Source organism: Kurthia sibirica (assembly GCF_003143975.1).
GTDB classification, from domain to species: domain Bacteria; phylum Bacillota; class Bacilli; order Bacillales_A; family Planococcaceae; genus Kurthia; species Kurthia sibirica.
Genome location: NZ_QFVR01000006.1, coordinates 57,370 through 83,770, shown reverse-complemented (window position 1 = coordinate 83,770; position 26,401 = coordinate 57,370). Strand labels below are relative to the sequence as shown.

Sequence of the window (26,401 nt, the reverse complement as noted above, 5' to 3'; positions counted from 1 at the left end):
TATAAATACGTTTTAACTGCATGGAAAGTTTCATATTATTTTTGACTTGCTAATTTTACATCAGCAGCCATACGTGCTCGATCTCTGTCTAAAATAGGCTTCAGATAGCGTCCTGTATATGATTTCTCATTTTTAGCAACCATTTCTGGTGTACCTTTCGCCACAATTTCGCCACCTTTGTCGCCACCTTCTGGTCCGATATCAATAATATAATCGACGGTTTTCACAACATCTAAATTATGTTCAATAACCAATACTGTATCGCCATTGTCAACAAGGCGTTGCAATACTTTTAATAAACGGGCAATATCATCAACATGTAAACCAGTCGTAGGTTCATCTAAAATATAAATTGATTTACCATTTGAACGTTTATGAAGTTCCGAAGCTAGTTTTACGCGTTGTGCTTCACCTCCAGATAATGTTGTTGCTGGTTGCCCTAGTTTTACATACCCTAAACCAACATCGACAATCGTTTGTAGTTTACGTGCAATCTTTGGAATATTTGTAAAGAATGCTAAACCGTCTTCCACTGTCATTTCTAACACATCGGAAATAGAGCGGTCTTTATATTTCACTTCTAGTGTTTCGCGATTATAACGTTTACCATGACATACTTCACATGGTACATACACATCTGGCAAGAAATGCATTTCGATTTTTATAATGCCGTCACCACGACATGCTTCACACCGTCCACCTTTGACATTAAAACTAAATCGACCTTTTTTATAACCGCGTACCTTTGCTTCATTTGTTGTCGCATAAACATCACGTACATCATCAAAAACGCCAGTATATGTTGCTGGATTAGAACGTGGCGTACGGCCAATCGGCGATTGATCGATCTCGATGATTTTCTCAAGCTGTTCAATTCCTTCAATACTTTTCACTGCGCCTGGTTTCGCTTTCGCCCGATTAATTTGCTGTGCCAATGTTTTGTAAAGCACTTCATTAATTAATGTACTCTTACCCGACCCTGATACGCCCGTTACCGCTGTAAAAACACCTAGAGGAATATCAACAGAAATATTTTTCAAATTATTCTCTGTGGCTTTTTTAATAGCCAATTTACGACCATCTGGCTTTCTACGCTTCGTTGGTAATGAGATGTATTTTTTCCCACTCAAATATTGACCGGTTAACGATTTCTCATTAGCCATTACTTCCTCCGGTGTCCCCGCAGCAATTATTTCACCGCCATGCACACCAGCTCCAGGGCCTACATCAATTAAATAATCCGCCGCGAGCATCGTATCTTCATCATGCTCAACAACAATTAGTGTATTCCCTAAATCGCGCATACTTTGTAATGTTGTAATCAAACGATCATTATCACGTTGGTGCAATCCGATTGATGGTTCATCTAAAATATACAGCACACCCGTTAAACGTGAACCAATTTGCGTCGCCAATCGAATGCGCTGTGCTTCTCCACCTGACAGCGAACCCGATGCACGATTCAATGTTAAATAATCGAGGCCTACATTATTTAAGAAGCTTAGTCGTTCTAATATTTCACGTAAAACAAGCTTAGCAATCTTCATATCTTTATCTGACAACTGAAGCGTGTCAAAAAATTCATAGCCTGTTTTAATCGAATACTGAGCAATCTCACCAATATGTTTGCCATCCACTTTCACAGCCAATGTTTCAGGTTTTAAACGGAAACCATCACAAGATGGACATGCAGATTGCGCCATATATTTCTCCATCTGCTCACGAATATAATCCGATGAAGTGTCTTTAAAGCGACGCTCGATATTTTTTAGTACCCCTTCAAACTCAACCTTTTGAGAACGTGTTTTACCAAAATCATTCGTGTACGTAAAATCGACTTCAGAACCCGGTACACCTTGTAAAATAATATCACGTTGTTTTTGTGTTAATTTATTCCAAGGTTTGTCCATATCGATTTTAAAATGTTGGCACACAGCTGCTAATAATGTTGGATAGTACTGTGAACTTGTCGGAATCCATGGAACAATTACACCTTCATTTAAGGAAAGGCTCTCATCTGGAATAACAAGTGATACATCAACTTCTAATTTTGTTCCTAAACCATCACACGCTGTACAAGCACCAAAGGGGCTGTTGAAAGAAAACATACGTGGTTCTAATTCATCAATGGAAAAACCACAAATTGGACACGCAAAATTCTCACTAAATAATAGTTCTTCAACACCCATCACATCAACCATCACACGCCCATCAGCTAAACGTAACGCCGCTTCTAAAGAATCGCTTAATCTCGCTTCTATACCTTCTTTTAACACAACGCGATCAATTACTGCTTCTATATTGTGTTTCTTATTTTTATCGAGCTCAATTGCATCGTCTAAATCAACAATATCCCCGTTTATACGTACACGAACATAGCCCTGTTTTTTTAAATCCTCCAACACTTTTACATGTGTACCTTTACGTCCGGACACAATTGGCGCTAAAAGCTGCATCTTCGTACGTTCTGGATATTTTTTCAAACGATCAACCATCTGCTCCACTGTTTGCGAAGCGATTTCAATGCCATGAGTTGGACAAATGGGTTTGCCGACACGTGCATATAACAAGCGCAAATAATCATAAATCTCGGTCACAGTTGCCACTGTCGAACGTGGATTTTTACTCGTTGTTTTTTGATCAATCGAAATAGCTGGTGATAATCCTTCAATTAAATCAACATCTGGTTTGTCCATTTGCCCTAAAAATTGACGTGCATATGCAGATAACGATTCCACATAGCGACGTTGCCCTTCTGCATAAATTGTATCAAAAGCAAGAGAAGATTTACCAGAACCAGACAAACCGGTCATGACAACAAGTTGATCTCGCGGTATTTTCACATCTATATTTTTTAAATTATTAGCTCGTGCCCCTTGCACGATTATTTCTGTATTCTTCAAAATCGTCTCATCCTTCCGCTTTCAGTTCTAACAAGGTATCACGAAGTTCGGCTGCACGTTCGAAATCAAGTGCCTTCGCTGCCTCTCTCATATCTATTTCCATCGATTCAATCAATGCTGCTTTTTCACTCTTCGTCAATTTCTTACCTTGCGTAATTTTCGCAATATATGACTCTTCTTCTTCCGCTACTGAAGTCGCACGTATTAAATCGCGAATTTCTTTATGAATTGTCGTTGGCGTAACGCCATGCTCCTCGTTGTAAGCAAGCTGTATTTGACGACGACGTTCTGTTTCTTCTATCGCTTTTGTCATCGAATCTGTCATTTTATCTGCATACATAATTACGCGACCATTAGCGTTACGAGCTGCACGACCAATTGTCTGTACAAGCGCTCGCTCCGAGCGTAAGAAACCTTCTTTATCTGCATCTAAAATGGTCACCAACGAAACTTCTGGTAAATCAAGTCCTTCTCTTAATAAGTTGATCCCTACCAAAACATCATATGTGCCAACACGCAGCTCACGAATAATCTCAATGCGTTCCAATGTTTTGATTTCAGAATGCAAATAATTGACTTTAATGCCCATATCCTTCAAATAATCTGTTAAATCTTCGGACATTTTCTTCGTTAATGTCGTAATCAGTACGCGCTCATTTACAGCAACCCGTTTATTGATTTCATCGATTAAATCATCAATTTGTCCTTCGATTGGTCGCACTTCAATGACTGGATCTATTAAACCTGTTGGACGAATAATTTGTTCGACCATGACAGGCGTATGTTCTATTTCATATGGTCCTGGCGTCGCAGATACATAGATTGCGTTATGAATATGCTCCTCAAATTCTTCAAAACGCAACGGCCTATTATCCAGCGCTGATGGTAGGCGGAAGCCATGTTCTACAAGAACATTTTTACGGGCTTGATCCCCATTATACATACCACGAATTTGCGGCAACGATACATGACTTTCATCGACTACGAGCAGAAAATCTTTTGGTAAATAGTCGAGTAAAGTATAAGGTGTCGCTCCAGATTCTCGCAATGTTAAATGACGAGAATAATTTTCAATACCCGAGGTAAAGCCCATTTCACGCATCATTTCTAAATCATAATTTGTTCGTTGTTCTAACCGCTGTGCTTCTAAAAGTTTGTCATTGTCACGTAATTCTTTCAAACGAACTTGTAGTTCTTCTTCTATATTGACGATCGCTTTTTGCATTTTTTCATCACGTGTAACGAAGTGGGACGCTGGATAGATCGCTACATGTTCACGCTCTCCAATAATTTCTCCAGTTAAGGCATCTACTTCACGTATACGCTCTACTTCATCACCAAAGAATTCAACGCGAATACAGCGCTCATCTTTAGACGCCGGGAATATTTCTACTACATCCCCACGCACGCGAAAAGTACCCCGGATAAAATTGATATCATTGCGCTCATATTGAATATCTACTAATTTTCTCAATAGTTGATTGCGTTCAATTTCCATACCGGGTCTTAAAGATAATACAAGCTCGCGATACTCTTCTGGATTACCTAAACCATATATACAGGATACTGAGGCGATAATAATAACATCATCTCTTTCGAATAATGATGATGTAGCAGAGTGACGTAATTTATCTATTTCATCATTGATACTTGAATCTTTTTCGATAAATGTATCAGTTGATGGCACATACGCTTCCGGCTGGAAATAGTCATAATAACTAACGAAATATTCCACAGCATTATCCGGGAAAAACTCTTTAAATTCACTATATAACTGACCAGCTAATGTTTTGTTATGCGCGATAACAAGCGTTGGTTTTTTCACTTCTTGAATAACATTAGAAATGGTAAAAGTCTTACCCGTACCTGTCGCACCTAGTAATGTTTGATGTTTTTTACCTGCCTTGACCCCCGCTATTAACTCTTTGATAGCTTGCGGTTGATCGCCACCCGGCTCATATGGTGCTTGTAAATTAAATTCCTCTTTCATGTTGTCGCCTCCTATCTTTTACTACTACTAATTTTAACATACCCTTCTACCAATTACGAACGTACGTTTTATTTTTGTAATAAAAACAAAAATAGATGAGGTCAAAAATATGACCTCATCTTTCAAATTTATACTATGCTATTAATCAATTTCTTCTAAAGATGACTGTAATTTCAATAAATCATAGGTATGTTTCATAAACTCTGTCTCATCTCGCGCATCGAGCGCTTCATCAATTGCTTGTAATAATAATGATATTTGTTGTTCTGCATGAATATGTTTCAAAAACATATCCATATAAATATCATTTAATAATTCTTGACCTTGCAATCCTTGATTAAGTGGATGTTCATTGTTTGGAGAATTCTGCTGTGAATAACGATATTCCATCTTCATCACCTCAAATACCTTTTTGCTATTATATGCAATGTTTCTAGTGAATTGCAACTGAAATTACTTATTTTTTTGATTTTTCTATTTTTTCAAGATAATCTATTCTAATAAAATACAGTGTTTACCAAAGACAGCGTGTTTTATTGTATTTTGTTGCTAATACTAATTATTTCTTTTATACTTCACCTAATACATTATTTCCCAATTCAATACTATAGGCTTCTTAGCTTCTGTTAATTGCTCACTACCACAACATGATTGACAGATTTAACAAGAGAAATACGCATGTATATTTTTCTTGTACCTATAATAAGTAAGGGAGGAAACTTTTTTTGATTGTATACATGAATATACTGGCGGTATAAGCAGTCAAAATAGGGAAAAACATGAAAAAAAATCACTTACCAATAATTAGTCTCAAAGATTTTCAATTTAATGAAGAGATTCAAATATTAAAACCTAAGGCACTAAACGAAAAAAAGCACACTCTTGTCATCGAAAGAAGAACCGAATACTTAGTTTTCGCCTCTGCTCGCCGCGTAGTAAATAAATGTTGTGCCACTTTTGGAACATCGCTAAACGAAGCGCGTGCTTTTTCTAGAACAATAACACAAGCCACCAATAAACTGCCCATTTGTTTAGGTACAACATCTCATCCTTTTGTCTTATTCCCAACCCTATCAGCATCAAAGGAGTCCGCCATTTGGATTTCTTATAATGCTGTCCAATGGTTCCACCCTTCTTCATCTGTAGATTGCTCCATCACACTCTATAATAACCGCTCATTCATCACGAATATATCCACTGCTAGCATCCAAACACAGATGGCTCGCTCCACCATTATTAATCGTTATTTTAAGCAGCTAGATCGTATTTCATCACCGCAAAAATTGACAAGTAATTCCATCATTGCTGAGCACCAGATAATAGAACTACCTTCGAATAATAATTAACCAGTAGTTCTTCCACATGATTACGTAATCTTATATTTGAATATTTCCGCGTGTCTTCCTTGCCTTGTACAAGAAAAATGAACTCAGTAAACAACTCATCCCGCCTACCACGGATAACCTGTAAATTATTATTTTCCATATATTTATGCGTAGCAATTAACTCTAATTTCACCATATTCATAGCTGCTTTAATCAATAACAAATAGGGCCTTTTAAACTTGACTTGACTGACTTCAATCGCGTGATTATCACGCTCAAAAATTATTAATAACATCGGCAAATAGATTTCTGACTCCAATATATCTAAATCCTGCGTAGATGGTAAAGTCATTTTCCACCCCCTAGATACAGAACGTTTGTTCTTATTTATTATAATACATGAAACACGCGTCATAAGCAACCATTAAAGCCATGCAAATTTGCATGGCTTTAAAATGGCATTCACCTCATCGTTTATGGCAGTAAATTGCAGGATTATCGGATTCAAAAAATAAAGCATCTATAGCGCTTTGAACGTTTAACAATCCGCTATTATAAAAGACGAGGACGCCTGCCGAAAAGCATTCGTCCGAAACGATCAAATAGAAAAAGTGGCGTGATGTGAAAAATCTAAATCACAGTATCCCACTAGTTGACGTAGAACCAACAAAAAAGCAACCTTCCTATCTCTAAAAGAGATTGTGAGGTTGCTTTTTATTATAGTTTTGATCGTAGGTAGGCATTGATGAATTGGTCTAAATCGCCATCCATAACTGCTTGAACATTACCAGTTTCAGCATTTGTACGGTGATCTTTAACCATTGAATAAGGGTGGAAAACATATGAGCGGATTTGGCTACTCCAACCAATTTCCTTTTGCTCACCACGAATTTCATTTACTTCGGCCTGTTGTTCCTCTACTTTTAACTGATAAAGTTTGGCTTGTAACATGCTCATAGCCTTCGCTTTATTTTTGATTTGAGAACGTTCTGCTTGGCACGCTACAATGACACCAGTCGGAATATGTGTCAGGCGAACAGCAGAGTCAGTTGTGTTAATATGCTGACCACCAGCACCAGTTGCACGATACGTATCCACGCGTAAATCTTCCGTGCGGATATCGATTTCAATTTCATCTGTAAATTCAGGAATAACATCGCAAGAGACAAAAGAAGTATGGCGACGACCAGCTGAGTCGAACGGTGAAATACGTACAAGACGGTGGACACCTTTTTCAGCTTTTAGATAACCGTAAGCATTATGACCACGAATTGCGAGCGTTACAGATTTAATACCGGCTTCTTCGCCAGGTAAATAATCCAGTAACTCTACTTTGAAGCCATGTTTTTCTGACCAACGTGTATACATACGGTGTAGCATTTGGCCCCAATCTTGAGATTCAGTACCACCAGCACCAGGATGTAACTCTAAAATAGCGTTATTAGCGTCGTATGGCTCGCTTAATAACAATTGCAGTTCAAAGTCTGATACAGACTTACGGAATGCTGCAAGTTCTTCAGTGAGTTCCTGTTGCAGTTCTTCATCTGGTTCTTCCTTCAATAATTCCAATGTCATTTCTAAATTTTCTTGTTCATCTACAAGACCATAGAATTCATTGACAACATCTTTTAATGCTTTTGATTCACCAATGATTACTTGTGCAGCATTTTGATCATTCCAAAATTTCGGATCAAGCATCATTTCATCCATTTCTTGAATGCGAGCTTCTTTGTTTTCTAAGTCAAAGAGACCCCCTAAAGTCAGTAATAGTTGTAGCAGTTTTATCGAGTGCGTTGCGCACGTCTGATAGTTCGATCATTGTAATTCCTCCAGTTAATTGTTGCGTTTAAAAAGAGAGGTGACCAAAGAAAGACTTTGGTCACCTCTCACATTGTTTATTATTCAGTCGCACCATGGCAGTTTTTATATTTTTTACCGCTGCCACACGGACATAAATCATTGCGACCAATTTCTTTTTCTTTGCGAATCGGACGTTTTTTCTTCGCTTTTGGCTCATCATCACTTGGTGTAACTGCTTGCCCCTTCGCTACTTCTTCCCGTTCAAGATTCGAACGAATTTCTGCTTTCATTGCGAAGCGTGCAACATCTGAACGGATTGCCGCAACCATTGTTTCAAACATGCGGAAGCCCTCTTGTTCATATTCACGTAATGGATCAATTTGTGCATAGGCACGTAAATGAATCCCTTGACGTAATTGGTCCATCGCATCGATATGATCGATCCATTTTGAATCGATGGCACGAAGTAAGATTACTTTTTCGAATTCACGCATGCGCTCTTCCGTCATCTCTTCTTCTTTTGCATCGTATGCAAGACGCACTTTTTCGCGTAGCATGTCAATGATTACTTCTGGGCTCTTATGCTCTAAATCCACAACAGATACTTCACCTTCTGGTAGAAGTGTGCTGCCAATATAGGCTTCTAAGCCATGAAGATTCCATTCGTGAGCAGTTTCGTTCGTCGTATAGGTTGCAACTGCCGTTGTAATTTCTTCGTCAATCATCGCTTCCACTAAACCGCGCATATTGTCTGTTTCTAGAACTTCTAGGCGCTCTTTATAAATAATTTCACGTTGTTGACGTAACACATCATCATATTGTAATAAGCGTTTACGTGCATCAAAGTTATTACCTTCCACACGTTTTTGAGCTGATTCAACTGCTTTAGAAACCATTTTAGATTGAATTGGTTGCGTATCATCCATACCTAATCTAGTCATCATTGCTTTCATACCATCTGAACCGAAACGTTTCATCAAGTCATCTTCCAACGATAGATAGAATTGTGTAGCGCCTGGGTCACCTTGACGACCCGCACGACCACGTAATTGATTATCGATACGACGAGATTCATGACGTTCCGTACCAAGAACAGCAAGACCGCCAAGCTCTACAACGCCCTCACCTAATTTAATATCTGTACCACGACCCGCCATATTTGTAGCGATCGTTACAGAGCCTTTATAACCAGCTTCCGCAATAATTTCTGCTTCACGCTCATGGTTTTTAGCATTTAATATATTATGTGGAATTTTAAGTTTCGTCAATAGTGAAGATAATAATTCAGACGTTTCAATTGCCACAGTACCGATTAATACCGGTTGACCATTCGTATGACGTTCTGCAATATCTTTTGCTACGGCATTGAATTTACCTTGCATCGAAGCATAAATCAAATCTGCATGATCGACACGAGCGATTGGACGGTTCGTTGGAATTGTGACAACATCCATATTGTAGATATTGCGGAATTCTTCTTCTTCCGTTTTAGCTGTACCTGTCATACCTGATAATTTTTTATACATACGGAAGTAATTTTGGAATGTAATTGTTGCCATTGTCATCGACTCATTTTGAATCTCAACGCCTTCTTTTGCTTCAATCGCTTGGTGAAGACCTTCAGAATAACGACGACCATTCATAATACGTCCTGTGAAGCCATCAACGATCATAATCTCGCCTTCTTGCACGACATAATCAACATCCAAGTGCATAGAAGCATGCGCTTTTAATGATTGATTGATGGCATGGTTTAAGCCGACATGAGTCAGGTCAAATAAGTTATCGATATTGAAAGCACGCTCTGCTTTTTCAATACCTTGCTCCGTTAATGTAACACCTTTTGATTCAACATCGTAGTTATAATCTTCATCTTGTTTTAAAAGACGAACGAACGCATTGGACTGCTTATAAAGAGCAGCTGATTGGTTTGCTTGTCCAGAGATGATTAATGGCGTACGTGCTTCATCAATTAAAATGGAATCGACTTCATCGATTACAGCAAAATGTAATGGACGTTGAACTTGTTCTTCTTTGTATAACACCATATTATCACGGAGATAATCGAAACCTAGTTCATTATTTGTGCTGTACGTAATATCACAAGCATAAGCTGCGCGTTTTTCATCTTTTGACATATGATTTAAATTTAACCCAACTGTTAAATCTAAAAATTCATAAAGCGGGCGGTTAATTTCTGCATCCCGTTCGGATAAATATTCATTGACTGTTACAACATGGACACCTTTGCCTGTTAGCGCATTTAAATAAACCGGTAAAGTACCTGTTAACGTTTTACCTTCACCTGTTTTCATCTCTGCAATATTACCGCTATGGAGCGCCGCGCCACCCATTAATTGTACATGGTAAGGGAACATACCAAGTACACGCTTAGCTGCTTCACGAATAACTGCAAATGCTTCAGCTTCAATGTCATCAGTCGTTTCACCGTTTTCTAAACGATTTCTAAATTCGTCTGATTTTGCTTTTAACTGCTCATCTGAAAGGGCAGCCATTTCATCAAGGTATGATTCTACTGAATCAGCTATTTTTTCTAAATTTTTAATTTCACGTTTATTTGGATCAAATACTTTATTAAATATGCCAAGCATCTAATTTCACATCCTAAATAGTCTTATATTTCATTTTATCATTATTAATAAACACAGTGCAAATGAACGATGTAGTAATTTACTATTGTTCTATTGAAATAACGTTAAATCGCATTTTATAGTAGTGATTTTGTGTAATTTGGTCTTATAAATACCCTTTTTTTCCACCAAATTAATGACTTTATGATTATATCACTAATCGTTAAAAAAATTATGATAAAACATATATTTCTTGTAATATTGCCATAAAGTCATTCTATTTTGACACCTAACATAACAAAAACATCTTCGATAAGCGAGGAATATCCACTCATTCGAAGATGCTTTAGACAATTACTATTTATGTTTATTCATTTTTTAATTAATTTGTCTCAATTAAGCCGTATTTTCCATCTCGACGTTTGTAAACAATATGTGTTTCACTCGTCTCGGCATCTGTATAGATGAAGAAATCATGACCTAATAAGTTCATTTGTAAAACAGCTTCTTCATCATCCATAGGTTTTAAGCTAAACTGCTTCGTGCGAACGATTTCTAAATCATCCTCAGAATCTGCCGCTACCTTATCGGGTTCAAGTTGGCTATTTGCAAAGTATGTGCCAATTCCTTCGCGATTTCGGAACTTACGGTTTACTTTCGTTTTATGTTTACGAATTTGACGTTCTAGCTTATTGACGATTTGATCAATTGCTGCATACATGTCATCATTGCGATCTTCCGCACGAAGCGTCAAATTTTTCATAGGAATTGTTACTTCAACTTTTGTACGACGATCATTGTAGACCTTCAAGTTGATGTTTGCTGTAGCATGAATGTCTTCATTAAAGTATTTTTCAATTTTTTCTAACTTACTTTCAGCATATTCTCTTATCGCTGGAGTTACCTCAATGTTTTCACCACGAATATTAAATGTTAGCATATTAACTCCTCCTTCATAAGCCTATAACTTATATATTCTACAATTCCCCTCAAAATCCTTTTTTAAACGATTAAAAAAATCCGAAATTTTATTATTTTTTTTAAAAATGAAGAAATGAGTATCGTATATGCGACAGTATAACAAAAACATCTCCAAAGAATTTGGAGATGTTTTTGTGTAATCTATATCGTATGAATTATTTTTTCTTGTTGTTTAGCACTTCTTGTTTTCTGCGCAATTTCAGTTCTTCAATAATAAGTGTCTCCAGTCTTTCTGATTGTTCCAATTCAACACCATAACGTAGTCCTTCAGCAAAATACTTTTTCCAACGGATGACACCTTCAGACTGAATTGTTTTTTTATAAAGAACAAATGAAAAATCCATTTTATCTAACATACTGCTTTCTGGTATTTCTTTTAATGTGAAAAAGCTAATACCACTTGGGCTAATATCGACAATTTTACAAGTAGTCGTAATGGCCACCTGTTCAATCATACACGTAAATTCGACATCAACTTCCTCTAAAAGTATGTGACGAAATGATTCTGCACGTTTATAATCCAATTTTGCCGCCCCCTGTATAAACTCTATTTCTTCCTCATTATATCAAAAAGACACCTTTTGCACCATCAAAATGAAATAAACTACCATTTAAACGTGTAAAATAGATGACTCTCTATTTTTAACATGCATACTAAATCGCGTACTCTTTCTCCAACACTAGGAAATATAAAAAGCATCAACCCTTACAACAATCGAGGGCTGATGCTTTGCTGATTACATTATTTTATATTATTTAAATAATCTTGTACTTTATAATAAGCCATGAAAAATTTGTAACTTGTAATATTTTTAGCATTTACTAAAGCAATTAACTTCAACTTTTCACCTTCAATCGTAAACTCACGGTCAATAAATTTATAATATTCATCCATTTTAATAATGGCATCTATCATCCCTTGATAATCTGGAGATGCTGAGCCAGGAGGACTTTGTATAATATCATCATGATTATTTTCCGTTTCTCCGACAAGTTTTTCAAAGTTCACAATTGCTCTAATCGCTTCTGGTATTGTATCCACCTTGCCAATAATAGCAGGGGCAATACCATAGTCTTTTTTGTACATATTATAGCTTGTTGTTTGCGTAAAGAATTTCAGTTGGAACGGTGTCAATAATTCATAGGATTTCATCGCATCAATCATATTTTTGGCGAATGCTTTATCCCCTTTTTTGATTTTAGCGAATTTTGCATCGGCTGCTTCCGCTACTTTAATATCTGCTTCTGCAGTAAATAAATAACGTAAATCCTTTTCAGAATCAGGGTTTATTAAATCGCCAAATGTTATTTCATTATCCGCAATATATCTCGGATCACGTGCCAATTTTTTATAGAGAGCAATCGCTTCAACAATAGCATCTTTTTCTTGTAATGTGAATTTTGTTTTTGGTAACTTGATTGGTTGTAATTTTTCATTCATTCGCGCTAAATTATCATAGTGCATATACTTTGTTAGTATATTTTTCTCTACGAAGTTTAATGCTACTACTTTTTTCGTTGAATTTGCATACATTTGTGGCACAGCAATAAATTTATATAACTCATAGACAGCTGTTACATCTGTCAACGGAGAAGACGAATGAAGTGCTTCCACTAAACGAGTGAATTCATCAGCAGTCAACTTCGGATTATCCGACTTATTACCAAAGCTACCTCCAAGACCATATTTTGCAATGAAATCTTTGAAAGCCTGATCATATACAGTGTATGCCATTTTTGTATAGTCTGATAACTTATCATATTCCTTATATAGCTTCGCTACTTCGGCTTCAAAATCATCTTTTTTCTGATCGATTGCTTCATATTTTTTATCGACAGTATTTGCTGCTTTTACAACTTGATTATCAGCGATTATTGTGTTCAATAACTGTTTTGTCGCATTATTTTCTGCAGCAATAATTTTCTTGCCATCGCTAGTTAATTTACTATAGGCTGCGTTAAATGCAAGAATATCACTATTATTCTTCATTGATTTAGTCGTTGTAATCGTTTGGAATAATGTATTAGCGGCATCCGCTGCGATATAGTCACTATAATTTTTCAGTAATTTTTTATCGACCATCGTCAAAGCAATTGCATCTAGTTTTTTATACTTCTCTTTAAAACCGGCCATACCAGCAATTTTATCGCTGTCAGGAGAATATGCTTTGATTGCTGCTTCAAAAGCATCCGCTAACGCACGTGGTTCTTTATAAATCCGTTCCACCGCTGCTAATTCTTGACGTATTAATGTATACATTTGAACGGGTATGCCTTTTGAATTAAAGAGATCCACTACTGCCATCGCATCTCGCCCATAGCTTTGGCTATTCGGTTTTAACTTACTAAACATATCTTCGATTGCCATCGCATCTAAGACATTTTGAACTTGTTGATATGTCAGCCATTGTGACGGGTTGTAAATAACTTCATCCGGCAAGAACACATCTGAAAAGCCCATTTCTGGTTTATAACTTGAGATGGATCCATCCGCATTATAAATCGGTATGTTTTCACCTTTCGAATCTTCCATCATTCCCTTATAAGATGTATAACTCGGTGTGTTATTTAAAATTGACATTTGAATTTCATTGAAATTTTTAAATAGTAACAATGCTTTGCGCATATTGATGACGTCATTTCGATGATCCTGCGTTTGGCTATATGAAAAGAACCACGCATCATACTTCACCCAAATCCCATTAATAAGACGTTGATCGTACACGAGTTGTGCAACATTTTGTAAGAAGATTAACTCTAAATATGAATTGTATTTTTTCATCGTTTCTGCAGGAATAAATTGCAGTGCTACAGGTTTTTTTATTTTTAAATCTGTATATTTATTTTTCAATATATGGACATCTTTAATCGCACTTCTACGATTGATAGCATTCACTGCCAACTCAAAAGCTAAAGCCGCATTTACACTATCTCCGTAGCGTATATTTGATTCTTCAAGTACTTTTTTATTGACTACATATTTTTTAATATCAGTCGTTGCTTGGTCATATATTTTAAAAACATTGTACAGCTTAAATTCATAATTTTTCTCGCCGACTTTTAAGGCTTTATAGGCCGCATCAATTTTCTTTGCTTCATTAATTTGAGTTTCATCACCTAGGATCGGCAACTTCACTTGTAATTTACTTTCATTTTTAATGACGTATTTTCCAAAAGCATCCAACTTATTATATGCCTTGATTGCAGCGAGAATATTATCGCGCTCGATTTCCGTTGAAATAGGTGATTTCAACATAAATATAGCATTATATACATCCACAATCGGCGTTAATTTTTTGTAATTTTTTAATGTTTCTGGCTCCAATAAAGAGCTATTTTTCGGATAAGGTTTAATGGATAGTTCGTAGGTATTAATGACACTTTTTATCTCACTGACCGTTCGTTCGTCAATTGGTGTATTCGAGTAAACTTCCTGATAGACACTATAGACACGACTGGCAAAGCCATCAACAATTCCTTTTGAACTTTTGATTACTTCCGCTAATTTAATTATTTTATCCGTATTTAAAATATATTGTTGTACTGTTTCATTCGCATCGATATACATAAAATACACAGTTTGTGCATCTTTCATATATGTCTTTTTAGAAGGCTTCAATTCGGAATATTTCTGATTAACCGCCATTGCCTCTTTAATCTCTTTTTCATGCAAGACGAAATCACTAACACCTGGATACATGTTATCTACAATCACTTTACTTGGTGCGTCTAACTTTTTGTACAATTTAATAATATCTTGAATAACTATTAATTTAGCTTTTGTATAGTTACTTGATGCAAGTACTTTTGGCATCAATTTTTCGATTTCCAATACACCTAGCATCGTATTATATGATTTCAATACTGTTTGATCAATCATTGACAAACCGCTGGGTTTATCTTTAATGATGGATTTATAGGCTGCTAAATTGGCATGAATATCCCCCATTGTTTTCGTGCCATTGATGAGTGCTTCAAACTTTGCAACTTTTGATTTTGCCTCTGCATACGTCGTAGGTGCTACTGCCAAATCGTTGGCATCTGCAACATAGCGTAGTAGACGCTCATCATTTTTAGCTGCTTTTTTATAAGCTTCAAACTGTTTTAAAACCTCTCCTAAATCGTTTTTCTTTAAAGCATCTTCATATTTTTTATTGAGGCTAATTCCTGCTTTAATCGCTACTGCATCATTAATATAATCTTTTTTAGCAGGTATTTTTGCATCAACAATTGTACGTTGTTCGCCAGCAAGCTTCATATAATTTTTAATCGCCTCGTCTAGCGCATTAATATTTTTTGGTAGTGGAATATGCCCTTGCCTAGCAATAGAAGCGATTTCATCTGGTGCAAAACCCGCGTCTTCTAACATCTTTTTACGTTCTGTCGATAAGTTTAGTCCAGTAGCATAGTCTTCCATACCGTTCATCGTTGTTACGACGGTTGGAATATTTTCATATTTTTTATATTCTGCAATAATTTTTTTATCAGCAATATCGATTGCCTTGCCTTTTAATTTTTTACCGTTATACGTCGTTAAGTTAGCTGCTTTATACGCTGTAACTGCTTTTTCAACATTTTCAAATTGAGTCGTTATACCAGGTAGAGCATTTGTCGCATCTTCAAAACGAGTTTTCAAACCAATTTCATCTTGTAATAAATTTTCTAATGCACTAATTTTCACTGCATTTTTTGTAAATTGAGCTACTTTTTTATCCACTGTTTTCTCAACATTTTGATCCTTATACGCAATCTTTTCACTGATCTCTGCTACTGCTTTATATTGATTTAATAGCTCATAGCTATTCTTCAAATAAGAAGACGCTGTTGGATCCAATTTTTCATACTTTGCGTCAAAGTTAGCCGCAGTTTTAACCAATGGCTTAATAGTAAGTAAGTAGTCGACTGCTTCTTTAGAACCACCAAATAACAACTTTTGATTTGGTGATAATTTTTCATAAGCTGTCAAAAACTCTAAAATAGACGCATTATTTGCCACATTTAATACATCAACTACCGCAACAAGTCCAGTGGATGCACTTGATTTTACGAGTTTGACCATACTCTTATTCGTCTTGTTTAATGAGTCATAATACGTCATTTTACTGACGGTAGATTTCGGTACAGTTGCTGCGGCTGCCTTGCTCAACAATTTGTATGAAGAAGATACATGGGCAATTTTCGTTTTATAGTTATTAGCCGATAACGCTGATACATCTTTTTTCAAGCGTTCGACCTTCGACACTAAGGTTTTCACAGCTTTTACATGCTTTGCTAATGTCTTACTGTTTTTAATTGTTTTTTTCTCTTTTTTTGATAAACGATCATAGGCTTTTTTTGTCGTTCCCGTTTTCTTTATATACTGAGCATCTTTCGAATTCAATGCTTTAATTGAAGCAGTAACCGCCTTCGCTTTTTTTGATACCGATACTTTTTTCGCGCTTGCCTCAAGAGGATGGGCCGCCGCAATCCATGTAGGTACTGTTAAAATAGACGCTAAGCCCAACGCTGCTAGCTGTCGTTTCATGAAAAAGACCTCCTTTAAATTTATCTAACCAATTTATCTATATATTGGTTATATCGTCATAAAGCTACAGCCCTTTAGGCTTATTCAAGCGTTGTAAAAATTGTAATATATTTTCATCACCCACCTTTTAATACATGCAAATATGCCGATAGTAGCAGTGAGGTGAAAATTCATGCAACTACGACCTGAATTAAAAATTAAACAATACGATAATTTCCAATGCATTGGTGGTGCTTGTGAAGATACATGCTGTGCAGGATGGAAAATCAGCATCGATAAAAAGAGCTATCAAAACTATAAAAAAACAACAAATACTATATTAAAACCGCTCTTACAAAAAAATCTTAAGCGCAATCGAAAATCAACTAATGACGAAGACTATGGTCTGTTTCATGTAAATGACGAAGGCGTCTGTGGATTACTAGATACCGAGGGTTTATGCTCTATCCAAACAAATAGTGGTCCCGAAGCGCTCTGTACGACTTGCTCTGTTTACCCAAGAGATTTAAAAGAAATAAATACAATCGTTGAAAAAACATTGGATTTGTCATGTCCTGAAGTAGCAAGACTCATTTTACTCGATCAAAATGGTCTCGAATTTATTCAAGATGAAGCACCGGCTCTTTTACCAATACTCGGAAAAATAAATCATTCAAATCAAAAAGCTGATTACTTTTGGACGAACCGTAGCTTCATGATTACCGCACTCCAGTCAAGAAACATAACCATCGAGACAAGACTTATGTATATTGGCTTATATATTCGAAAATTATACGAATTACCTGTGCAACAACGCTTTGAACAAGCACCACTTCTAGCTGAAAATTATTTGAAGAACCTACAATTAGCGGGTAGTGAAACAATCTTTGATGCTATTCCAGCGAACTATACAATGCAAAATACTCTCGTTTCACATTTTTTTAATATGGATAAAATTTTATCCGAACGTTATGTAACTAGTGTACAAAATATGAAAAAAAACCTATATATTGATGACAGTAAAAGTACAGATGGTGAAATAATTAATCATATATTTAATTCAAACTATAAAAATGAGATGATTGCAATTGCTTTTGAAAACTTTCTTGTGAATTTAACTTTTACAAAATATGTTGAAAATACAAATGAGCATTTGCAGGATTTTTATTCAGAGATGACCATTCAGTTTACATTACTTCGATTATTGATTCTCGGTAATTGTGCGACTAAGCCATTATCTGAAGAGGAAATAATTGTTATTTTCCAATCATTTATTAAAAACTTTACTCATAATTCAACCTATGTAGAAGTCGGAAAAGAAATTCTCTCAAAAAATGAATATGAGATCATTAGCCAAGCAATTAATGTTATCAAACTATAACTGCCAAAACATCCTATGAATGACCATTACCATCATTTAAATGAAAAAAACTGCCTTTAAGTTCTGTATTACCAGACTTAAAGACAGTTTTTTATTTTCTGCCGTCAAAATATGTGCCATCTCGATTTTGAAGAGCACTATAAGGATTCACATAGCGTTCTTCTGATTTCATTGATACTTGTAGTTGCTTCATATCAATAACAACTTCTGATTTCCAACTGTGTAATCGATTAATAATTTCTGTATTCAATTGCTGTAATCGATTTTCATGTTGATGGTCTTTTAATGGGTGATTCGATAAAACCAAAAGTTGATCAATGGTTTGCCCTCGTGCATCTAAAAGTTTATTGACTAGCTCAATTTGTTCTTCTCTTTGATTATCATGATCTTCTGCTAACTTTTCTAATGTACTATACAATTTTTCAGATAATAGAAGAAGTTGTTGGATTAAATCCATTAAACTGAATCTCCTGTATATTGTTTTTTGCGATTAATTTGAATAATTTCCTTCCAAGCATCTCGAAATTCAATAACCAGTGCCTCCACTTCATCTAATAGGACTGTTGAATTTTTCATGTTAGCTTGTGATAATTGATAGTTCATATATTCATATAACTTCATCATTTCTTGTGAAATGGCAATATCCATATTCAAGGTAGACATTAATTCTGAAATAATTGCTTGCGACTTTTGAATTGCTGTATTTCTAGCTTCTATATTATTAACTGCTATTGCTTTTTTTGCTTGATGGATGAATTTAATACATCCGTTGTAAAGCATTAATGTCAGTTCAGCAGGGGACGCGGTAGTAACACTGTTTTGTTTGTATGCATTAAATGCATTTTGTACTGACAATCCAAACAACTCCTTTAAATTTAACTATTTATTGAGAAAAAATAGATGATTGACTATTTGCTTTTTGAATGGCATTTTCCATTGCAGAGAATTGTTTCCAATAACGGTCTTCTATACCCTTTAAACGCGTTTTCCATTCTTCTATCTTCGTATTTACAGTCGTAATATTTTTCCCTAAAGAAAATGAACTAACATCCATAGACTCTTTACCAGCCGTTTTTTCGATTGTTGCAACAGCAGCTTTAGCCGTATCACGCATAGAAGAAACAACACCATTATCACCGGTAAAAACTTTCGATAAAATGTCAGGATCTTTTTCAAGTGCTTCTAATAATTTTTTTTCATCGATTTTTAGTTGACCACCATCTGTGTAGGAAGCGGTTGTTGTAATACCAATCTTCGCCAATGTTGCCTTATCTTTATCTGTTGAGTAAATGGATGCGCGTAAATCGGAAACAACGCCACGTAGTACTGAATCACTTTTTAGTAATCCTGCTTTTGCTTTTTCTTCCCATTTGACAATTTCATCCGCATTCATTTCTGCTTTTTGAGCCGCTGTTAACGGTTTAAAATCAATATTTTTCTTTTCGCTTGTTTTGCTATTTAATGATTTAACCAATTCATTATAGCTATCGACAAAAGCTTTAGCTTTATCAACTACAGCTGTTTTATCTGTTTCTGAAGAAATAGTAATGGATGAGCCTGCAGCAATATTATTTGTTAGCTCTATAGAATAACCTGCTACAGAAAACTTATTTGTGCTACTCGTTAATTCAATACCATTTACTTTAGCAGTTGCATTTAAACCATTTGATGCCAAAGCGAAGTCTGCAGAGCCAGCTGTACCAAAACCAAGTGCACTAAACATACCGTTATTGTCACCAGTCACTGCAAGATCAGAAGCTGAATCTGAAGCGCGTCCTGTATTGTTCGCTGTAATTGAAAACTTGCCATCAACTACTAGTGCCGTAACACCCGCTTTTGAACTATTGATTTTATTAGCAAAGCTTTGTAGTGTATCTGTTTCAGAATATTCAATTGTTGCTATATTCGATAATTTACCATCTGCTCCAACAGAGCCTAGTGATAAGGATCCCTTGCCGTCTGTTAAAGATAAACCTAAATCTGCCACTGTACTCTTAGCTGTATATGAACGACTTTCTGTAGAAACAGCTTGTGCAGCATTGGCTTTTGTTGCTTCAGTAATTGTTAGATTACCTGTTGCAGTTGTCGAGGCTGTTGCATTGACACTTCCAGCACCTGTATTAGATACACTGCGAACATTCCAATTTTTTGCGAGGCCAAAATCATCAAACATTTTTTTCTCAAAAGATGATAACGATGTATTTACTTCTCTATATGCATCTCGCTTCCACTCAAACTTATCTTTTTGCTGCTGAAGTTTTTCCATTTGTGCACTTTCAGCCTTCATCAATTTTTCCATAATTGATTCAATATCCATACCGGAAACTAAACCACTTATTTTATTTTTTGATTGTAAATAAGAGTATGCTAAATTGGATGTTGCATTTGAATTATTATTTACTGCTGCCATTAAAACTCCTCCTCCATCTATTTACGCTTTTGTATCAAACATTTTCCCAACTAGTTTTTGCATTTTATAATATGCATCCAACAGCTCTTTTGGTGGGATTTCTTTAATAACTTCTTGCGTCGTCGCATCTACTATTTCAACGTAGTAGCGTTCTAATTCATTATGAAAAATAAATTTCGAATTTTTTTGATTGTAATCCATAAATTCATTCAGCTTATTTACAGCAATTTGATAAGCTTGGGTTGTTGGTTCCCCTCGTTCATCGGTCATCTCCGAAATAGCCTCATTCACTTGACCTAGGACTTGTTGAGGTTGCTCTTTAAGTGACACTTTTTTCGGTGACGATTCTGTCGGTTTTATAATGTCGGTATAATCTACAGGTGAAATTTTCATACTATTCCTCCTTACTCTTCCATACTTTATAGTTATATCGGAGTATTTAAAAAAATATATAGCTTTCACTGTTAATTAGCTTCCATTAAAACATCCAAGAAAATCACATGATTTATTTGTGCACCTTTATATGCTGTGTTAAATACAGTCATTGTTGTATTTTTACATGCCACGTCAAACCATCTCTTATAAGCTACTAAATTTGGTGTCGACTTCACTATAGAACCATCATTAGCAACTACTTCCACTAAATTCCGAATATCTTGTACCGATTTTCCAGATGTGGATGTTTTAGCATGTGTTTCATCCATTGAAAAACTTAAATCCTGCCCAAATAAATAGAGTTCTGCATATTGTAATTTTTCTATATATGAAAAAGCAGTGGTTGCAACAGAACCACCTGTTTCATATAAATACGCTCCATTTTTTTCTGCAAAATTCTCCGCTAAATCAAAACCTCTTTGAAAAATAATTTGCTTGTCACCTTGATGTTTTAAAACCGCTCCATAATTTGCCGTTGATAAAAAAATTAACAACCCTGTATAGTCATATGTAATTTGTCTTTGAATTTCTGCTTGTGCATCGCTAATAAAAACGGCCTTTACATTAATTTGATTGGCTAGTGCGATCGGCAAAGCCGAACCAACACAGTAAATATCAAACTCATCTTCATGCTTTTTCAACCACTTGACGGTGTCAGTTGCTGAAGGGCCTGAAGAAATTAAAGCCGCCTTTTTATGTTCTCGATGCTCATTTACTAGCGGTTTGTATAATTTTATATTTTCATTAAAATTTGCTACCATCTGTCCTTTAAAACGTTCATATGATACTTGACGAATTTTAATATCTTCAATGAATTCGTACAAGGGGTGGGTGTGTTCAATAGCACTAATAAACGGTTGTGGAATAATAAATTGGGCATCTTTACTAAAGTAATTATCATTATGAAATAATTTGACATTATCCCTATGAACTATTTCTTGATTCACTACATCATTCAATTCCTGTTCATCAATTAAAATATATTGAATTTCTACCTGTTCGATTTCATTCAATAAATATTCAATATGATACCCTAAACCCACGCCAAACATAATAAATTTATTTTTTGATAAGTCTACTTCTTTTGACATGAATATTTCCACATCTTTTTTAGGATTATATTTACTATATATATACTTATCATTTAGTTTCAAAGTATACTCCCCGTTTTTAGCAACTTCTTTCGTCCATTTCATTTTTACACCCCCTCTATCTTAAAGACCTTAGTGTAGATATAAGCCCTCACTTATTTAAGTATGACCCCTTAACTATTCTTTTTTGAAGTATTGTACGACATCTTTGATATCTTTGGCAGTCATTTTAGGGAATAGCGGTAGTGTCAACGCATGTTCATACCAATTTTCTGCAATTGGACAAATCCCTTTTTTATAACCTAATTTCTCGTAATATGGATGCCAATATACGGGAATATAGTGTACATGGACACCAATATTTGATGCGCGCATTTCATCGAAAACCATCCGTCTTGTTTTACCTAACTTATCCAAATCTAATTGGATAGAATATAAATGCCAGCCTGATAAAGCGTTCTTATTTTGCATGGGTGGATGGACGAGCTGATTTTCTTTCAATTCCATCGTATAAAGATTCGCTAATTCACGTCTTTTTTCGATAAATTTATCTAATTTTGCCATTTGTGATAAACCAAGTGCAGCTTGAATATCAGTCATTCTATAATTGTAACCAAGCTCTATCATTTCATAATACCAAGCACCCTGTTCTTCAGAATAGGGTGTATGAGTAATTCCATGAGATCTAAAAGACAATAGCTTATCATAATAAGTTTTATCATTCGTCACAATCATACCACCCTCAGCGGTAGTAATCGGTTTTACCGGATGAAAACTAAACATCGTCATATGAGCAGTAGCCCCTACTTTTCTATCCTTATAATCTGCCCCCAGAGCATGAGCTGCATCCTCAATCACGACTAAACTATGCTGCTGTGCGATTGTCATAATTTCATCCATATCAACTGGTTGACCTGTAAAATCTACAGGAATAATAGCCTTTGTATTTGATGTGATTTTTTTTTGAATTTCCAGAGGATCGATATTATATGTTTTTTTATCAATATCGGCAAAAACAACTGTACCATCCATATATCTCACACAATTTGCGCTTGCGGCAAAAGTAATCGGTGTTGTAATTACCTCATCACCTTTTTCTATTCCAGCAGCAAAACAGGCACCGTGTAACGCAGCTGTTCCATTAGAAAAAGCTACCGCATAGTTCACACCCACATAATTAGCTACGGCATTCTCAAATTCTTTAATTTTTGGTCCAGTTGTCAAAAATGGTGATTGTAATGTTTCTAAAACCGCAGCAATATCGTCATCTGAAATAGATTGTTGACCATAGGGTAAAAATTCATTTCTTTTAGCCATTTTCTCATCCCCTATATTAAATCATCAAATTTGATTGGTTCACCAAATTGATAGGATTTTTTCGCTTTTTTCCCTAATAAGATTGGATAATATTTAGGTTCCAACCCCAAACCTGGTCTCACAATTTTAATATTCTCTTCAGTAAAAAGGTCACCTTCCACAATCGTATTTGACACATAAATAGATCTTCTAAATTTCAAAGAAGCTTTTTCTTTTTCAGTAGGACCATAAGTAACTTTGCCTATTGCTTGCCAGGCTCTTTCCGTTTCCTCAACAAGTGCTGTCATTTCAGCAGGCTCTAGCGAAAATGCAGCATCTACTCCACCTTCTGCTCTTGAGAGCGTAAAGTGTTTTTCAATCACGGTAGCACCTAAAGCAACTGCGGCAACAGATACACCAGTCCCCATTGTATGGTCAGATAAACCTACTTGAACATCAAATAAATCTTTCATATGAGGAATTGTAATTATATTTGTATTTTCTGGAGTAGCTGGATATGTACTAGTGCATTTAAGCAATATTAAATCCTTGCACCCAGCCTCTTTTGCCGTTTTAACAAGTTCATCCAATTCTGCTACTGAAGCCATTCCAGTTGATACAATCATCGGTTTACCCGTTTCAGCCACCCTTTTTATTAATGGTAAATCTGTATTTTCAAAAGAAGCAATTTTATAAAGAGGCACATTCAAAGTTTCTAAAAAATCGACTGCTGTATTATCAAAAGGTGTACTAAAAGCAATCATACCTAATTCTTTTGCACGATCAAAAATGGGTTTATGCCATTCCCAAGGTGTATAAGCTTCGTTATATAAATCATATAATTTCCTGTTTTTCCAAAGACTTTCTTGATCTTCAATCATAAAATCAGCCTGTTCACTATTTAAAGTAATAGTATCAGCTGTATATGTTTGGATTTTTAAAGCGTGAGCGCCCGATTTTGCAGCTGCTTCAACAATTTGCAAGGCTCTTTCTAACGATTGATTATGATTACCAGACATTTCTGCTATGATAAATGGTCTTGAATTACTGCTAATTAATTGATTTTCTACTCTAATATTAATTTCCAACAGCTCCTAATGTACTAAGAATTTTCTCTCTTTTTTCTCGCCACTCATACTCAAAGAGACCAAACATATGTAAATCTTCATATTGGCTATTACAATAGACTTGTTTTCTTAAAATACCTTCTTTTTGAAAACCTAACTTTTCGTGAAAAGATAGACTGATCAAGTTGTAATGTAGTACTTCTGCTACTACTTTATCCTTTTTCAACTCATAAAATAACAACTCTATTGCCGTATAACCAAGTAAAGTCCCCATGCCTTTTGGCGCTTCACTCTCCCCTATATAAAAGCCCCACTCCCATACATCTCCAGAGTAGTTTAATTTAGTAAATGTAACAACACCCATTGGTTCATTATTATATTTAAAAATATAGACCAGTATATTTTTATTCAAAAATAACGAATTAAACCATTGCTCATGCTGTTCTTTTTCTATCAACTTTTGATTGAGCATCATAGTTCGAATACGTTCACTATTTCGCCATTCTAAAACTAAATCTTTTGTTGAAGTATTGATTAATTCCATAGAGCATTTATTTATATTTAACAAAATTTAACCACCTCATCAATTTTTTTTAATAGCGGATAGTCAATCATATGTTCTCTTTTTATAATAGATTCCATATTAGACGACCAAACTTCTGCTATTTTTGAGTCGGTAAATACTGCCAATAACTGTTGATAAATATCTTGCCTACTTACTTTCGAATACTCTCCTAAAAAACTGATTGCATTTACATATTGTAAATTTTTGGCTAGTTCAATTTGATTCTCTGCGACGGCAATTACAATGCTTGGAACTCTGAGAATTGCCCTTTCCCATGTAGTTGTGCCACATGCACCAATAGATAAAGTACATCGGCTTATGATTTCAGCCATATTATTGGCTTGAATATGCAAATGACAATTTTTCATATTCATACAAATAGTCTTAATTAGTTCACTATTTTTATTTTGTTGTCCTATTACTACTTCTATCGAAAAATCAATTATTTTTTGCAATTGAATACAGGCTTCCAATGTTTTTTGTGTTTCATTAGTAGCATCTGCTGAGCCAAAAAATATAAATAATACAGTGGAATTAGGTTGTGAATATTGCTCGAAAAATTCTTCTCTTAGCAATGCATAACTTGGTCCCACACATTGAATAGTTTTATCTGCTAATAAATTTGAATACCGCTGTTGGTAATCTTTATAATAATTTTGATCCAGCAAAAGATCACATTGATGATTTCTATTCGCCAAATCATCAATCACCATAATACGTTTCACAACTCTACTTAATTGCTCTTCCCATTTATAATCAAGACCATAATGATCGACTATTAATAAATCAATTCGTTTACTAGCGATGAATTCAATACATTCAGCACTATCCAAAAACCAATTTTCTTGTGTCCATTCTATTGTAGAACCTTGAATTTGCTTAAGTATATGAACTTCAAAACCACGATTAATAATAAGATTGGCTATATTATTATTCAAATCTCTACATAAAAATTCCACATGGTTATGTTCATGAATCAGTTGTTCAGCTAATGTTAAACAGCGCATTACGTGACCTGAGCCAATATCAGCAGCAGAGTCAACTCGAAATAGAATATTCATTT

At 35.3% G+C, this 26,401-nt stretch carries 20 protein-coding genes; 2 read left to right on the top strand and 18 right to left on the bottom strand.

The features are described from left to right. Positions 1-35: 35 nt before the first annotated feature. The 3 genes from uvrA to DEX24_RS06340 all read right to left on the bottom strand — a co-directional run bounded on the left by uvrA (position 36) and on the right by DEX24_RS06340 (position 5,283). Positions 36-2,903: an excinuclease ABC subunit UvrA gene (gene uvrA / locus DEX24_RS06350; RefSeq protein ID WP_109305577.1), complete on the bottom strand. Its 2,868-nt coding sequence runs from the start codon at positions 2,901-2,903 to the stop codon at positions 36-38. Between the two features lie 7 nt (positions 2,904-2,910). Beyond that, complete coding sequence (uvrB, locus tag DEX24_RS06345; protein WP_109305576.1) at positions 2,911-4,893, bottom strand: excinuclease ABC subunit UvrB; 1,983 nt, start codon at positions 4,891-4,893, stop codon at positions 2,911-2,913. Positions 4,894-5,034: 141 nt separating this feature from the next. Beyond that, positions 5,035-5,283 carry an IDEAL domain-containing protein gene (locus DEX24_RS06340; protein ID WP_109305575.1) on the bottom strand — a complete coding sequence of 83 codons (249 nt, stop codon included), beginning with the start codon at positions 5,281-5,283 and terminating at the stop codon, positions 5,035-5,037. A 389-nt stretch (positions 5,284-5,672) separates the two neighbouring features. On the opposite strand from DEX24_RS06340, the gene DEX24_RS06335 reads away from it, so the two are divergent. Further along, positions 5,673-6,239 (top strand): competence protein ComK, encoded by a 567-nt coding sequence (locus tag DEX24_RS06335; protein ID WP_109305574.1) that lies wholly within the window; start codon positions 5,673-5,675, stop codon positions 6,237-6,239. Here DEX24_RS06335 and DEX24_RS06330 read toward each other — a convergent pair. From DEX24_RS06330 to DEX24_RS06305, 6 genes are all read right to left on the bottom strand, one after another. Then, positions 6,193-6,570 carry a YhjD family protein gene (locus DEX24_RS06330; protein ID WP_109305573.1) on the bottom strand — a complete coding sequence of 126 codons (378 nt, stop codon included), beginning with the start codon at positions 6,568-6,570 and terminating at the stop codon, positions 6,193-6,195. The genes DEX24_RS06335 and DEX24_RS06330 overlap by 47 nt on opposite strands. A 365-nt stretch (positions 6,571-6,935) precedes the next feature. Then, a protein-coding gene (prfB, locus tag DEX24_RS06325) for a peptide chain release factor 2 (RefSeq protein ID WP_109305641.1) occupies positions 6,936-8,034 on the bottom strand; the annotation gives its coding sequence in 2 pieces (ribosomal slippage) (positions 6,936-7,961 and positions 7,963-8,034; 1,098 coding nt in all). 82 nt (positions 8,035-8,116) lie between these two features. Next, complete coding sequence (secA, locus tag DEX24_RS06320) at positions 8,117-10,630, bottom strand: preprotein translocase subunit SecA (protein ID WP_109305572.1); 2,514 nt, start codon at positions 10,628-10,630, stop codon at positions 8,117-8,119. A gap of 361 nt (positions 10,631-10,991) precedes the next feature. After that, the gene (hpf, locus tag DEX24_RS06315; RefSeq protein WP_109305571.1) at positions 10,992-11,549 is read right to left on the bottom strand and encodes a ribosome hibernation-promoting factor, HPF/YfiA family; all 558 of its coding nucleotides are present in this window, start codon (positions 11,547-11,549) and stop codon (positions 10,992-10,994) included. 196 nt (positions 11,550-11,745) lie between these two features. After that, positions 11,746-12,114 (bottom strand): PilZ domain-containing protein, encoded by a 369-nt coding sequence (locus tag DEX24_RS06310; RefSeq protein ID WP_170112873.1) that lies wholly within the window; start codon positions 12,112-12,114, stop codon positions 11,746-11,748. Between the two features lie 218 nt (positions 12,115-12,332). Continuing rightward, on the bottom strand, positions 12,333-17,114 hold the full coding sequence (locus tag DEX24_RS06305; RefSeq protein ID WP_109305569.1) for a hypothetical protein: 4,782 nt from the start codon (positions 17,112-17,114) through the stop codon (positions 12,333-12,335). Positions 17,115-17,286: 172 nt separating this feature from the next. Here DEX24_RS06305 and fliB point away from each other — a divergent pair, with 172 nt between their 5' ends. After that, positions 17,287-18,474 carry a flagellin lysine-N-methylase gene (gene fliB, locus DEX24_RS06300; RefSeq protein WP_109305568.1) on the top strand — a complete coding sequence of 396 codons (1,188 nt, stop codon included), beginning with the start codon at positions 17,287-17,289 and terminating at the stop codon, positions 18,472-18,474. Between the two features lie 91 nt (positions 18,475-18,565). On the opposite strand, the gene fliT is transcribed toward fliB, so the two are convergent. From fliT to pseG, 9 genes are all read right to left on the bottom strand, one after another. After that, a complete protein-coding gene (gene fliT, locus DEX24_RS06295) occupies positions 18,566-18,931 on the bottom strand; it encodes a flagellar protein FliT (protein WP_109305567.1) in 366 nt (121 codons plus the stop codon). Next, entirely contained in the window at positions 18,931-19,329 is a 399-nt protein-coding gene (gene fliS / locus DEX24_RS06290) for a flagellar export chaperone FliS (RefSeq protein WP_109305566.1), read from the bottom strand. The genes fliT and fliS overlap by 1 nt, the downstream gene beginning before the upstream one ends. A 28-nt stretch (positions 19,330-19,357) precedes the next feature. Next, entirely contained in the window at positions 19,358-20,884 is a 1,527-nt protein-coding gene (fliD, locus tag DEX24_RS06285) for a flagellar filament capping protein FliD (protein ID WP_109305565.1), read from the bottom strand. Positions 20,885-20,905: 21 nt separating this feature from the next. After that, positions 20,906-21,277: a flagellar protein FlaG gene (locus tag DEX24_RS06280; protein ID WP_109305564.1), complete on the bottom strand. Its 372-nt coding sequence runs from the start codon at positions 21,275-21,277 to the stop codon at positions 20,906-20,908. Between the two features lie 71 nt (positions 21,278-21,348). After that, positions 21,349-22,515, bottom strand: coding sequence for a 6-hydroxymethylpterin diphosphokinase MptE-like protein (locus DEX24_RS06275; RefSeq protein WP_109305563.1), 1,167 nt, complete (start codon positions 22,513-22,515; stop codon positions 21,349-21,351). Between the two features lie 72 nt (positions 22,516-22,587). After that, entirely contained in the window at positions 22,588-23,727 is a 1,140-nt protein-coding gene (gene pseC, locus DEX24_RS06270) for a UDP-4-amino-4,6-dideoxy-N-acetyl-beta-L-altrosamine transaminase (RefSeq protein WP_109305562.1), read from the bottom strand. Between the two features lie 11 nt (positions 23,728-23,738). Beyond that, a complete protein-coding gene (pseI, locus tag DEX24_RS06265; RefSeq protein WP_109305561.1) occupies positions 23,739-24,797 on the bottom strand; it encodes a pseudaminic acid synthase in 1,059 nt (352 codons plus the stop codon). Continuing rightward, a complete protein-coding gene (gene pseH / locus DEX24_RS06260; protein ID WP_109305560.1) occupies positions 24,784-25,341 on the bottom strand; it encodes a UDP-4-amino-4,6-dideoxy-N-acetyl-beta-L-altrosamine N-acetyltransferase in 558 nt (185 codons plus the stop codon). Before pseH ends, pseI begins: the two co-directional genes overlap by 14 nt. Beyond that, positions 25,335-26,399: a UDP-2,4-diacetamido-2,4,6-trideoxy-beta-L-altropyranose hydrolase gene (pseG, locus tag DEX24_RS06255; RefSeq protein ID WP_109305559.1), complete on the bottom strand. Its 1,065-nt coding sequence runs from the start codon at positions 26,397-26,399 to the stop codon at positions 25,335-25,337. The genes pseH and pseG overlap by 7 nt, the downstream gene beginning before the upstream one ends. Positions 26,400-26,401: the final 2 nt, after the last annotated feature.

Excerpts from the sequence above, each read along its gene's own strand:
- uvrB (WP_109305576.1), bottom strand. The coding sequence starts at position 4,893 with ATGAAAGAGGAATTTAATTTACAAGCACCATATGAGCCGGGTGGCGAT.
- DEX24_RS06340 (WP_109305575.1), bottom strand. The coding sequence starts at position 5,283 with ATGGAATATCGTTATTCACAGCAGAATTCTCCAAACAATGAACATCCA.
- DEX24_RS06335 (WP_109305574.1), top strand. The coding sequence starts at position 5,673 with ATGAAAAAAAATCACTTACCAATAATTAGTCTCAAAGATTTTCAATTT.
- DEX24_RS06330 (WP_109305573.1), bottom strand. The coding sequence starts at position 6,570 with ATGACTTTACCATCTACGCAGGATTTAGATATATTGGAGTCAGAAATC.
- secA (WP_109305572.1), bottom strand. The coding sequence starts at position 10,630 with ATGCTTGGCATATTTAATAAAGTATTTGATCCAAATAAACGTGAAATT.
- hpf (WP_109305571.1), bottom strand. The coding sequence starts at position 11,549 with ATGCTAACATTTAATATTCGTGGTGAAAACATTGAGGTAACTCCAGCG.
- DEX24_RS06305 (WP_109305569.1), bottom strand. The coding sequence starts at position 17,114 with ATGAAACGACAGCTAGCAGCGTTGGGCTTAGCGTCTATTTTAACAGTA.
- fliB (WP_109305568.1), top strand. The coding sequence starts at position 17,287 with ATGCAACTACGACCTGAATTAAAAATTAAACAATACGATAATTTCCAA.
- fliT (WP_109305567.1), bottom strand. The coding sequence starts at position 18,931 with ATGGATTTAATCCAACAACTTCTTCTATTATCTGAAAAATTGTATAGT.
- fliD (WP_109305565.1), bottom strand. The coding sequence starts at position 20,884 with ATGGCAGCAGTAAATAATAATTCAAATGCAACATCCAATTTAGCATAC.
- DEX24_RS06280 (WP_109305564.1), bottom strand. The coding sequence starts at position 21,277 with ATGAAAATTTCACCTGTAGATTATACCGACATTATAAAACCGACAGAA.
- DEX24_RS06275 (WP_109305563.1), bottom strand. The coding sequence starts at position 22,515 with ATGAAATGGACGAAAGAAGTTGCTAAAAACGGGGAGTATACTTTGAAA.
- pseC (WP_109305562.1), bottom strand. The coding sequence starts at position 23,727 with ATGGCTAAAAGAAATGAATTTTTACCCTATGGTCAACAATCTATTTCA.
- pseG (WP_109305559.1), bottom strand. The coding sequence starts at position 26,399 with ATGAATATTCTATTTCGAGTTGACTCTGCTGCTGATATTGGCTCAGGT.